Origin of the sequence: Pseudomonas plecoglossicida NBRC 103162 = DSM 15088 (assembly GCF_000730665.1) — a bacterium.
GTDB classification, from domain to species: Bacteria; Pseudomonadota; Gammaproteobacteria; order Pseudomonadales; family Pseudomonadaceae; genus Aquipseudomonas; species Aquipseudomonas plecoglossicida.
This window is the reverse complement of record NZ_BBIV01000030.1, coordinates 25,078-36,848: the sequence shown is the minus strand read 5'-3', so window position 1 is coordinate 36,848 and position 11,771 is coordinate 25,078. Positions and strand designations below refer to the sequence as shown.

The window sequence follows — 11,771 nt, the reverse complement described above, 5'->3', positions numbered from 1 at the left end:
TATTCGTTGATATTTACTTTTTCCCATATTGAACGTCCTATTCAGGAAATGAGTCAGCAACCACTCGATCAGTGGCCGCACTCATCATTCACAAACGTCGCTTATCGTTGCACTCGGAAAACACTCCAAATCTAAGCGACGAAAAATCCTACAAGCAAAAGAGAACTCGCCTGCATGCAGTTAGCACAATTCTACTTGAGGGACCCGGCATAATTTAAAAGGCAAAAGAAGAACTTCGACGATAGCGATCAAATACAACCTCATAGCCCCAGCCACATTAGAAAAGGATGCATCCATGCACGAACCCTGGCAATATCTGAAACTACTATTAGCTACCATCACAATCATGCTGCCTGGATGCAGCGGCGAGATGCTGCTGCTTCCAGACAGGCAGGAAATGAAGTTCAAGTGTGACATGGACCCTTACCGACAGGGATGCGAAAGAATGATGGACTACCAAGAGCATTACCGAAGGATAAATAAACCAGCAACCTAAAGTAAAAACTTGCTTTAAAAACAGACTGAAAGCTCCTGCACTTCAGACTGCCAAGATCAAGAAGCCTTTGCCGGGTAGGTAATGACGCATATCATAACCTGGCGAAAGTCGAAGGGGCTTTAACCGTTCAAGAATGTGCGATGATAAAACTACTGGTGTTGGTACTGCTTCTATCCGGCTGCGCCGATGGCGAATTCTTCCTTTTGCCCAATCAGCAGGATCTCAAGTTCGGTTGTGACATGGACGCTTACAAGCAAGGGTGCGAACGACAAAGCGACTACGACCAGCATTTCAAATCGGTCGAGGGCAAGAAGGGTTAGCGCCTGACTCAGGTTTTGAGGTGGTACATGAACCGAGCGCGGCGCGGGCGGCGCTCGATCTCTCGGTCACAAAAAAATCGTGACGAGCACCCAACAAAAAACCCCGCCGAAGCGGGGTTTTCCATGCAGCGCTAACGCTTAGATCGCGCCACGCTGACGCAGCACATCCAGCACCTGCTTCACACCTTCCTCGACACTGATGTTCTGGGTATCGATCACCAGGTCAGCATCCAGCGGCACATCGAACGGGAAGCTCTCGCCCGGGATGTTGTCGCCACCGGCAGCGTACAGGCCCTGCGGGTCACGCTCACGGCAGGCCAGCGGGGAAGCCTGGACATAAACAGTCACCAGTCGCTCCTTGCCGATCAGCGCCTTGGCCTGCTCGCGGCCTTCGGCATCCGGGGCAACGAACGCGGCCAGGGTCAGCAGGCCGGCTTCGTTGAACTGGCGCGCCACGTGGGCGGCGCGGCGCCAGTTCTCGGTGCGGCCGGCGCGGTCCTGTGGCAGGCCCTTGTTCAGGTCGTGGCGCAGGTTCTGGCCATCGAGCACGTACACCGCACGGCCCATGTCGAACAGCTTGCGCTCCACGGCGTAGGCCAGGGTGCTCTTGCCTGCACCGGACAGGCCGCTGAACAGCACGGTGGCCGGCTGCTGGCCGAAGCGCAGGGCGCGCTCTTCGGTCGACACGTGGGCCTGCTTGCCATGCTGGCCGGTGCTGCCGTGCGGCAGTACGGGCTGGGCGATGATCATGCCGGCGCCGACGGTGCCGTTGGTCAGGCGGTCGATGACGATGAAGGCACCGGTGGTGCGGTTGCTGTCGTAACCGTCCAGGGCGATCGAGGCGTCCAGGGCGACCTTGACGCGACCGATCTCGTTCAGCTGCAACGCGCTGGCAGCGCCCTGCTCCAGGGTGTTCACATCGACCTTGTGGGTGATGCTGGCGATCGAGCCCGGCACGTAGCTGGTGGCGCGCTTGATGTCGTATTTCTTGCCCGGCAGCATCGGCTCTTCGGCCATCCACACCAGCATGGCGTCGAACTGGTCGGTCACCGGTGGGACGTTGTCGGCGTGCACCAGCAGGTCACCACGGGAGATGTCGATCTCGTCTTCCATGGTCAGGGTCACGGCCTGGCCTGGGCCGGCGCTTTCCAGTTCACCTTCGTAGGTGACGATGGACTTGACCCGGCTGCTCTTGCCCGACGGCAGCACGACAACTTCGTCACCCTTGTGCACCACGCCGCTGGCGATGGTGCCGGCGAAGCCGCGGAAGTTCAGGTTCGGACGGTTGACGTACTGCACCGGGAAGCGCAGGTCGGTGAAGTTGCGGTCGGCCGACACTTCGACGGTCTCGAGGATTTCCATCAGCGTCGGGCCGGCGTACCACGGCGAACGCTCGCTGGGGTTGACCACGTTGTCGCCCTTGAGCGCCGACATCGGCACGAAGTGCAGGCTGCTCGGGGTCAGGTTGATGGCTTCGGCGAACTTCAGGTAATCGGCCTTGATCGACTCGAAGACGCCTTCATCGAAGCCCTTGAGGTCCATCTTGTTGACCGCGACCACGATGTGCTTGATGCCCAGCAACGAGGCGATATAGCTGTGGCGACGGGTCTGGGTCTGCACGCCGTAGCGGGCATCGACCAGGATGATCGCCAGGTCGCAGGTGGACGCACCGGTCGCCATGTTGCGGGTGTACTGCTCGTGGCCCGGGGTGTCGGCAATGATGAACTTGCGCTTGGCGGTGGAGAAGTAGCGGTAGGCGACATCGATGGTGATGCCCTGCTCGCGCTCGGCCTGCAGGCCATCGACCAGCAGCGCCAGGTCGACTTCCTCGCCGGTGGTGCCGACTTTCTTCGAGTCACGGGTGATGGCCTCGAGGTGGTCCTCGTAGATCATCTTCGAATCGTGCAGCAGGCGCCCGATCAGGGTGCTCTTGCCGTCATCCACGTTGCCGCAGGTGAGGAAGCGCAGCAGTTCCTTGCGCTCGTGCTGGGCCAGGTAGGCGAGGATGTCCTCGCTGATCAGATCAGATTGATGACTCATTGCATTCAAGCTCCAAGCTGTAAGCTTCAAGCGGCAAGCTTGTCGGCGTACAACTAGTTAGAAATTTTGTTGATCAGCCCTGCAAGCATCCTGGAATGCTCACGGGTTTCAGTAATCCAGTCGTTAGCCAACTCAGCAGGCAAGTAACCTATTTCACCGGCAATGATCAGTTGCGTACGTAACTCCGCGCAGGATGCTTTCGCTACGCTGAGAAACCAGGCCTTCTCTCGCCACCCGCTACGCTCCATACCCTCAGCAATATTGGAGGGGACTGAAACCGCCGAACGAGTAATCTGAGATTTGAATCCGAAGTCTCGGCAAGCTGCAAAAGCTCGATGCATCTCAACCGCCAGATTCTTGCTTCTCTGCCAAACCAGTAACTTCTCAAAATCCACTACGAGCGCTCCTTGTGCGCCCGCGAAGCAGGCGGCAATCCGCAAATTTCAGAAGCTACGCGTTATGCTTCTGTCTTGCAGCTTGCCGCTTGTAACTTGAAGCTTAGAAATAGCCTTGGCGTTTCTTGTCTTCCATGGAACCGGCGCCATCGTGGTCGATGACACGGCCCTGGCGTTCGGACGTACGGGTCAGGAGCATTTCCTGAATGATGTCCGTCAGGGTCTCGGCTTCCGATTCGACAGCGCCCGTCAGCGGGTAGCAGCCGAGGGTACGGAAACGCACCTTCTTCTTGACGATGCGCGCCTTCTCTTCCTCGGAGAGGTGCTCGAGGATGCGCTCGTCGTCGATCATGATCAGGGTGCCGTTCTTCTCGATCACTTCACGCTCGGCGGCGAAGTACAGCGGCACGATCGGGATGCCTTCGAGGTAGATGTACTGCCAGATGTCCAGCTCGGTCCAGTTGGACAGCGGGAACACGCGGATCGACTCGCCCTTGTTGACCTTGCCGTTGTACACGTTCCACAGCTCGGGACGCTGGTTCTTCGGGTCCCAGCGGTGCTTGCTGTCACGGAACGAGTACACGCGTTCCTTGGCCCGCGACTTCTCTTCGTCGCGGCGCGCGCCACCGAAGGCGGCGTCGAAACCATGCTTGTCCAGCGCCTGCTTGAGGCCCTGGGTCTTCATGATGTCGGTGTGCTTGGAGCTGCCATGGGTGAACGGGTTGATCCCCTGCGCCACACCCTCGGGGTTGACGTGGGTGATCAGCTCCAGGCCCATTTCCTCGACCATCTTGTCGCGGAAGCTGTACATCTCCTGGAATTTCCACTGGGTGTCGACGTGCATCACCGGGAACGGCAGCTTGCCCGGGAAGAAGGCCTTGCGCGCCAGGTGCAGCATCACGGCGGAATCCTTGCCGATCGAGTACAGCATCACCGGGTTGTCGAACTCGGCGGCCACCTCGCGGATGATATGGATGCTCTCCGCCTCCAGCTGTTTCAAGTGCGTCAGTTTGTCGACCATGGCTACTCACGAAAAACGATCTTATGGACGGCCTGTGGGCCGTGTTCGAGCGAGTCACTCTATCACAGCGGATGCTTCTATTTAGGAGGCGCACTAGATCGAAAAAGTCTAACGATATGACTGGGGGTTTGGCCGAATTGGGGCCGCTTAGCGGCCCGATCGCCAGTACGGTCAGATCGGATTCGGGCAATCGATGAACAGATGCTCCAGCGCAAACCGCCGCGCCAGATAGTCCCCAAGGGCCTGCACGCCATAGCGCTCGGTGGCATGGTGCCCGGCTGCAATGAAGCTGACGCCGTTTTCGCGGGCGCTGTGATAGGTCTGCTCCGACGCCTCGCCAGTGAGATACAGGTCGACCCCGGCCGCGATCGCCGTGTCGATGTACCCCTGGCCACCCCCGGTGCACCAGCCAACCCGACGGATCACGCCATCGCCCTCGACCAGCAACGGTTCGCGCCCCATCACCTCCTGCACGCGACGGGCAAAATCACGCGCAGTCATCGGCTCGGCCAAGGATCCGACCAGCCCCACCACCTTGGGGTTTTCCGGATCCAGCGGCCCTTCGACGGTAATGTCCAGTTGCCGGGCCAGTTGCACGTTGTTGCCCACTTCGGGGTGCACATCCAGCGGCAGGTGAAACGCCAGCAGGCTGATGTCGTTGTTCAGCAGGGTCTTCAGGCGGCGCTGCCGGATCCCGGTGACACACGGGTTCTCGCCTTTCCAGAAGTAACCATGGTGCACCAGCACCAGATCGGCCTCGGCCTCCACCGCGGCATCCAGCAGCGCCTGGCTGGCAGTGACGCCGCTGACGATTCGGCTGACTTGCGGGCGGCCTTCGACCTGCAGGCCGTTGGGGCAATAATCCTGGATCTTCGCGCTGCCCAGGTAGCGCTCGGCTTCCTCGACCAGGGTGTTCAGAGCGACGGCCATGAAAATCTCCTCGAAATCTGCGCTTTTCTCGGGCACAACGCCCGTATAATGCCCGCCATTATGGGCCGTCGCCGGCATCGGGGGAACCGGTGTATGATCGCGCGCGTTCGTGCCCCATCGCGCGACCAATCGCCCCGCTCTTCTCCAGGATTCGTTCATGTTCAAGGCTTTGCGTTATTTTGGCTGGCCCCTGCTAACCGGCATTCTGATCGCCATGCTGATCATCCAGCGCTTCCCTGAATGGGTCGGCCTGCCCAGTCAGGACGTCAACCTGCAGCAGGCACCGCAGACCACGAAAATCATGCAAGGCCCGGTGTCCTATGCCGACGCCGTGACCCTGGCCGCTCCGGCGGTGGTCAACCTGTACACCACCAAGGTGGTCAACAAGAGCGCCCACCCGCTGTTCGAAGACCCGCAGTTCCGCCGTTTCTTCGGTGACAACCTGCCCAAGCAGCGGCGCTGGGAATCGAGCCTGGGCTCGGCGGTGATCATGAGCCCAGAGGGCTACCTGCTGACCAACAACCACGTCACCAGCGGCGCCGACCAGATCGTGGTGGCGCTCAAGGACGGCCGCGAGACCCTGGCCCGGGTAATCGGCAGCGACCCGGAGACCGACCTTGCGGTACTGAAGATCGACCTGAAGAACCTGCCCGCCATCACCATCGGTCGCTCCGACACCATCCACATCGGCGACGTCACCCTGGCCATCGGCAACCCCTTCGGCGTCGGCCAGACCGTGACCATGGGCATCATCAGCGCCACCGGCCGCAACCAGCTGGGCCTGAACAACTACGAAGACTTCATCCAGACCGATGCCGCGATCAACCCGGGCAACTCCGGCGGTGCGCTGGTGGATGCCAATGGCAACCTGGTGGGCATCAACACGGCGATCTTCTCCAAGTCCGGCGGCTCCCAGGGCATCGGCTTCGCCATCCCGGTCAAGCTGGCGCTGGAAGTGATGAAGTCCATCGTCGAGCACGGCCAGGTCATCCGCGGCTGGCTGGGCATCGAGGTACAGCCGCTGAGCCAGGAACTGGCCGAGTCGTTCGGCATGCAAGGGCGTCCGGGCATCGTGGTGGCGGGGATCTTCCGCGACGGGCCGGCGCAGAAGGCGGGGCTGCAGTTGGGTGACGTGATCCTGAGCATCAACGGCGAGCCCGCAGGCGACGGGCGCAAGTCGATGAACCAGGTGGCGCGGATCAAGCCCAACGAGAAGATCAACATCGAAGTGATGCGCAATGGGCAGCAGCTGAAGCTGGTTGCCGAGGTGGGGCTGCGGCCGCCGCCTGCTCCGGCTGCGACTCAGGAAGAGAAGTAAGACTGGGGCTGCTTTGCAGCCCATCGCCGGCAAGCCGGCGATGGGCCGCAAAGCGGCCCCAACAGCATCAATGCAGGATCTGGCTCAAGAACAACTTGGTCCGATCACTGCGCGGCCGGTCGAAGAAGTCATCCGGCGCCGCCTGCTCCACGATCTCCCCCTTGTCCATGAAGATCACCCGGTTCGCCACGGTGCGGGCAAAGCCCATCTCGTGGGTCACGCAGAGCATGGTCATGCCGTCCTCGGCCAGGCCGACCATGGTATCCAGCACCTCCTTGACCATTTCCGGGTCAAGCGCCGAGGTCGGCTCGTCGAACAGCATGATCTTCGGCTTCATGCACAACGCCCGGGCAATCGCCACGCGCTGCTGCTGACCACCAGACAACTGCCCCGGATACTTGTGCGCCTGCTCCGGGATGCGCACCCGCTCCAGGTAATGCATGGCGATTTCCTCGGCCTTGCGCCGCGGCATCTTGCGCACCCACATCGGCGCCAGGGTGCAGTTTTCGAGGATGCTCAGGTGCGGGAACAGGTTGAAGTGCTGGAACACCATACCCACCTCGCGGCGGATCGCCTCGATCTGCTTGAGGTCGTTGGTCAGCTCCACGCCATCGACCACGATGCGGCCCTGCTGGTGCTCTTCCAGGCGGTTGAGGCAGCGGATGGTGGTGGACTTGCCCGAACCGGACGGCCCGCACAGCACGATACGTTCGCCCTGGCGCACGTTCAGGTTGATGTCCTTGAGCACATGGAACTGACCGTACCACTTGTTCACACCCTGCATCTGGATGATGCCTTCGGGGCCGGCAGGCTGCTTGATCGCTTCACTCATTTCGAAACTCCTAACGCTTGTGGCCAGTGTCCAGCTTGCGCTCCAGATGCATGGAGTAGCGGGACATACCGAAACAGAAAATCCAGAACACCAGTGCAGCGAACACATAACCCTCGGTGGCCATGCCCAGCCAGGCCGGGTCGGCAGCGGCTTGCTTGACGCTGTTGAGCAGGTCGAACAGGCCGATGATGATCACAAGGCTTGTGTCCTTGAACAGGGCGATGAAGGTATTCACGATGCCAGGGATCACCAGCTTGAGTGCCTGCGGCAGGATCACCAGGCCCATCGAGCGCCAGTAGCCCAGGCCCATGGCCGCAGCGGCCTCGTACTGGCCCTTGGGAATGGCCTGCAGGCCGCCGCGCACCACTTCGGCGATGTACGCCGACTGGAACAGGATCACCCCGATCATCGCCCGCAGCAGCTTGTCGAAGCTCATGCCCTCGGGCAGGAACAGCGGCAGCATCACCGATGACATGAACAGCACGGTGATCAGCGGCACGCCGCGCCAGAACTCGATGAAGGTCACGCAGACGACCTTCACCGCCGGCATGCGCGAGCGCCGTCCCAGGGCCAGCAAGATCCCCAGCGGCAAGGCCCCGACGATGCCCACGGTGGCGATCACCAGGGTCAGCATCAGCCCGCCCCACTGGCTGGTAGGCACCACGGTCAGACCGAGGTAGCCCCCGTGCAGCAAGGTGTAGGCCAGGATCGGGTACAGCACCAGGAAGCCCAGGCCGTACAGGGCCTTGCGCGGGAACCGCTTGACGAACAGCGGGGCGGCACCCAGTACCGCCAGCCACACGGTCAGGTCCACGCGCCAGCGCAGCTCGGTCGGGTAATAGCCGTACATGAACTGGCCGAAGCGCTGCTGGATGAACACCCAGCAGGCACCTTCCTTGGTGCAGTCGGCACGGGTGGTGCCCACCCAGTTGGCGTCGATGAACGCCCACTGCACCAGCGGCGGCACGATCAGCCACACCAGGTACAGGGCGAACAGCGTCAGCAAGGTGTTGAGCCAGCTGGAGAACAGGTTGGCCCGCATCCAGGCGAGCACGCCGACGGTTTTCACCGGTGGCGGCATGTCAGGTTTGAAAACATGGGCATTCACGGGCGTATCCTCACCGCTCGATCAGCGCAATGCGCTTGTTGTACCAGTTCATCAGCAGCGAAATGCTGATGCTGATGGCGAGATAGACACTCATGGTGATGGCGATCACCTCGATGGCCTGGCCGGTCTGGTTGAGCACGGTACCGGCGAACAGCGAGACCATCTCCGGATAGCCGATGCCGGCGGCCAGGGATGAGTTCTTCGCCAGGTTCAGGTACTGGCTGGTCAGTGGCGGAATGATCACCCGCAGGGCCTGGGGGATGATGACCTTGCGCAGCGTCGGGCCCTCGCGCAGGCCGAGCGAGCGGGCCGCTTCGGTCTGGCCATGGCTGACCGAACGGATGCCGGAACGCACGATCTCGGCGATGAACGCCGCGGTATAGATGGTCAGCGCCAGGGTCAGTGCCAGCAACTCGGGGATCAATACCCAACCGCCGACGAAGTTGAAACCCTTCAGTTGCGGCACTTCCCAATGCACCGGACTGCCGAACAACAACACGCAGACACCCGGAATTACCAGAAGCAGCGCCAACCCCACCCAGAACTTGTGGAAGGGTTCGCCGGTTTCGTTGAAGCGTTTGTTGGCATGGCGCACCATCACCACGATGGCGGCCAGCGCCAGCACCAGCGCCACCACGAACGGCCAGAAACCCTCGGCCATGGAGGCGCCCGGCATGTTCAGGCCACGGTTGCTGATGAAGAAGGTGTCATCGATGTTGATGCTGCCCCGCGGCCCCGGAAGGGTCAGGAACACGGCGAAATACCAGAACAGGATCTGCAGCAGCGGTGGAATATTGCGGAACGTCTCCACATAGACCGTCGCCAGCCTGTTGATCATCCAGTTCGGCGACAACCGCGCCACACCGATGATGAAGCCCAGGATGGTCGCCAGGACCACGCCGATGAGCGTGACCAGCAAGGTATTGAGCAGGCCGATGACGAACACCCGCGCATAGCTGTCGGACTCCACATAAGGAATCAGATGCTGGGCAATGCCGAAGCCGGCACTGCGCTCGAGGAAGTCGAAACCGGACGTGATGCCTCGATGTTGCAGGTTGGTCTGGGTGTTGTGGAACAGGTACCAGCCCAGACCCACCACGAAGACGATCGTGAGAATCTGGAACAGCCACGCGCGCACACGTGGATCGCTCAGGGAAAGCCCCTTTTGTGCGCCGATTCGATTTTGCATGAAGTGCCCCGGACAGTAGGGATTCGAACAGCCTGCGGCGGCGGGATGCCGCCGCAGGGTGCAGCCATCAGCGCACAGGTGGCGCGTACTGGATGCCGCCGTTGTTCCACAGGGCGTTCATGCCACGGTCGATCTTCAGGTCGGTGCTCTGGCCCAGGTTCTTCTCGAACACTTCGCCATAGTTGCCGACCTGCTTGACGATCTGCACCACCCAGTCCTTGGGCAGTTTCAGGTCCTTGCCGTATTCACCGTCGGCACCGAGCAGGCGAGCGACGTCCGGGTTCTTGGTGCCCTTGGCTTCAACCTCGACGTTCTTCGAGGTGATGCCCGCCTCTTCGGCATTGAGCATGGCGAACAGGGTCCACTTGACGATGCTGAACCATTCCTCGTCGCCCTTGCGCACCACCGGGCCCAGCGGTTCCTTGGAGATGGTCTCCGGCAGCACCACATACTCGGTCGGTGCGGCCAGCTTGGAGCGCTGGGCGAACAGCTGCGACTTGTCCGAGGTCAGCACGTCGCAACGGCCCGATTCCAGCGACTTGGCGCTTTCGTCGGAGGTGTCGAAGGTGATCGGGGTGTATTTCAGGCCGTTGGCACGGAAGAAGTCGGACACGTTCAGTTCGGTGGTGGTACCGGCCTGGATGCAGATGGTCGCGCCATCGAGTTCCTTGGCGCTGGAGACGCCGAGCTTCTTGTTGACCAGGAAGCCAACGCCGTCGTAGTAGGTGACGCCGGCGAACACCAGGCCCATGCCGGCATCGCGCGAGCTGGTCCAGGTGGTGTTGCGCGACAGCACGTCGACTTCGCCGGATTGCAAGGCGGTGAAGCGCTCCTTGGCGTTGAGCTGGCTGAACTTGACCTTGCTGGCGTCGCCGAACACGGCAGCAGCCACGGCGCGGCAGACATCGGCATCGATACCGACGATCTTGCCCTGCGCATCAGGGACCGAGAAGCCTGGAAGACCGTCGCTCACGCCACACTGGACGAAGCCCTTCTTCTTTACCGCATCGAGTGTGGCGCCGGCCTGGGCAGTGCTCACGGCGCCCAGTGCGGCGGCAGCGGTCAGGACTGCCAGGGTGGTTTTCAACATCTTCATTCACAACCTCCAAATCGCTCTTGTTGTACCGAGCCGGAATTGCACCGCACCCTTTTGAGGCGTATCCGACCCGAGTTGGCTTGTTATTGGGTCAATTGGCGCAATGGGCCGTTCTATGACAGCCTTCGCTTGCAAAGGGTGTTACCGTCTGGGCTTGTCCCTTCGCATCGAAGGTTACATAGCAAAGCGCGTACCACAGTCGAAGGCTGGAGCGATTAAGCAATCGTCAAGTAGTGAAACTTGTATCGTTGCGACATTCTTTTTTCGACAATCAATTCCTGCGCCTCCTTTTTACGCACTTCATAACAAAGCACGCACACTTTCGGAGCAGTCATGACCCACCCGCTCATTCTTGAACCACAGAAAACCGCAGATGCCTGTGTGATCTGGTTGCACGGCCTGGGTGCCGACCGTTACGACTTCCTACCGGTGGCCGAATTCATGCAGGAGCGCCTGCTGAGTACCCGCTTCGTCATGCCCCAGGCACCGACGCGGCCAGTCACCATCAATGGCGGCTATGCCATGCCCAGCTGGTACGACATCAAGGCCATGACCCCGGCTCGCGCCATCGACGAAGTGCAGCTCGAAGCCTCGGCTGACCAGGTGATCGACCTGATCAAGGCGGAGCAAGCCAAGGGCATCAGTCTGTCGCGGATCTTCCTCGCGGGGTTCTCCCAGGGCGGCGCCGTGGTCCTGCACACCGCCTATATCAGGTGGCAGGAAGCGCTGGGTGGGGTGATCGCCCTGTCCACCTATGCCCCGACCTTCACCGACAGTCACCAGCTGAGCGCCTGCCAGCAGCGCACCCCCGCCCTGTGCCTGCACGGTATGCACGATTCGGTGGTGATCCCGGCCATGGGCCGGACGGCCTTCGAATACCTGAACACCTGGGGTGTCGCCGCGCGCTGGCACGAGTACCCCATGGAGCATGAAGTGGTGGTCGAGGAGTTGAGCGATATCCACGACTGGTTGAGCAAGCAGTTGCAATAAGCAAGGCTCGCCTGTAGTTGTGGGAGTATTCCGCTA

Annotated in this window: 12 protein-coding genes; 4 read left to right on the top strand and 8 right to left on the bottom strand. The window is 61.0% G+C overall.

The window, feature by feature from the left end; all coding sequences use genetic code 11:
* Window positions 1–295 precede the first annotated feature (295 nt).
* Together PPL01S_RS17065 and PPL01S_RS17060 are read left to right on the top strand one after the other, a co-directional pair.
* Window positions 296–496: a hypothetical protein gene (locus tag PPL01S_RS17065; protein ID WP_016395488.1), complete on the top strand. Its 201-nt coding sequence runs from the start codon at window positions 296–298 to the stop codon at window positions 494–496.
* 140 nt (window positions 497–636) lie between these two features.
* Complete coding sequence (locus tag PPL01S_RS17060) at window positions 637–816, top strand: hypothetical protein (RefSeq protein ID WP_028625775.1); 180 nt, start codon at window positions 637–639, stop codon at window positions 814–816.
* Between the two features lie 138 nt (window positions 817–954).
* Here PPL01S_RS17060 and cysN read toward each other — a convergent pair whose 3' ends face one another.
* The 4 genes from cysN to PPL01S_RS17040 form a co-directional block, all read right to left on the bottom strand.
* Window positions 955–2,856: a sulfate adenylyltransferase subunit CysN gene (gene cysN / locus PPL01S_RS17055; RefSeq protein WP_028625774.1), complete on the bottom strand. Its 1,902-nt coding sequence runs from the start codon at window positions 2,854–2,856 to the stop codon at window positions 955–957.
* A gap of 53 nt (window positions 2,857–2,909) precedes the next feature.
* Entirely contained in the window at window positions 2,910–3,251 is a 342-nt protein-coding gene (locus PPL01S_RS17050) for a four helix bundle protein (RefSeq protein WP_016395486.1), read from the bottom strand.
* A 103-nt stretch (window positions 3,252–3,354) separates the two neighbouring features.
* On the bottom strand, window positions 3,355–4,272 hold the full coding sequence (gene cysD, locus PPL01S_RS17045; protein WP_003251799.1) for a sulfate adenylyltransferase subunit CysD: 918 nt from the start codon (window positions 4,270–4,272) through the stop codon (window positions 3,355–3,357).
* 171 nt (window positions 4,273–4,443) lie between these two features.
* Entirely contained in the window at window positions 4,444–5,202 is a 759-nt protein-coding gene (locus PPL01S_RS17040; RefSeq protein WP_016395485.1) for a Nif3-like dinuclear metal center hexameric protein, read from the bottom strand.
* Between the two features lie 157 nt (window positions 5,203–5,359).
* On the opposite strand from PPL01S_RS17040, the gene algW reads away from it, so the two are divergent.
* Complete coding sequence (algW, locus tag PPL01S_RS17035) at window positions 5,360–6,520, top strand: Do family serine endopeptidase AlgW (RefSeq protein ID WP_016395484.1); 1,161 nt, start codon at window positions 5,360–5,362, stop codon at window positions 6,518–6,520.
* 67 nt (window positions 6,521–6,587) lie between these two features.
* On the opposite strand, the gene PPL01S_RS17030 is transcribed toward algW, so the two are convergent.
* From PPL01S_RS17030 to PPL01S_RS17015, 4 genes are all read right to left on the bottom strand, one after another.
* Entirely contained in the window at window positions 6,588–7,352 is a 765-nt protein-coding gene (locus PPL01S_RS17030; RefSeq protein ID WP_003251792.1) for an amino acid ABC transporter ATP-binding protein, read from the bottom strand.
* A gap of 10 nt (window positions 7,353–7,362) precedes the next feature.
* Window positions 7,363–8,460 (bottom strand): amino acid ABC transporter permease, encoded by a 1,098-nt coding sequence (locus tag PPL01S_RS17025; protein WP_016395483.1) that lies wholly within the window; start codon window positions 8,458–8,460, stop codon window positions 7,363–7,365.
* A gap of 10 nt (window positions 8,461–8,470) precedes the next feature.
* Window positions 8,471–9,649 carry an amino acid ABC transporter permease gene (locus tag PPL01S_RS17020; RefSeq protein WP_016395482.1) on the bottom strand — a complete coding sequence of 393 codons (1,179 nt, stop codon included), beginning with the start codon at window positions 9,647–9,649 and terminating at the stop codon, window positions 8,471–8,473.
* Window positions 9,650–9,716: 67 nt separating this feature from the next.
* Entirely contained in the window at window positions 9,717–10,745 is a 1,029-nt protein-coding gene (locus tag PPL01S_RS17015) for an amino acid ABC transporter substrate-binding protein (RefSeq protein WP_028625773.1), read from the bottom strand.
* A gap of 333 nt (window positions 10,746–11,078) precedes the next feature.
* On the opposite strand from PPL01S_RS17015, the gene PPL01S_RS17010 reads away from it, so the two are divergent.
* Window positions 11,079–11,735: an alpha/beta hydrolase gene (locus PPL01S_RS17010; protein ID WP_028625772.1), complete on the top strand. Its 657-nt coding sequence runs from the start codon at window positions 11,079–11,081 to the stop codon at window positions 11,733–11,735.
* Window positions 11,736–11,771: the final 36 nt, after the last annotated feature.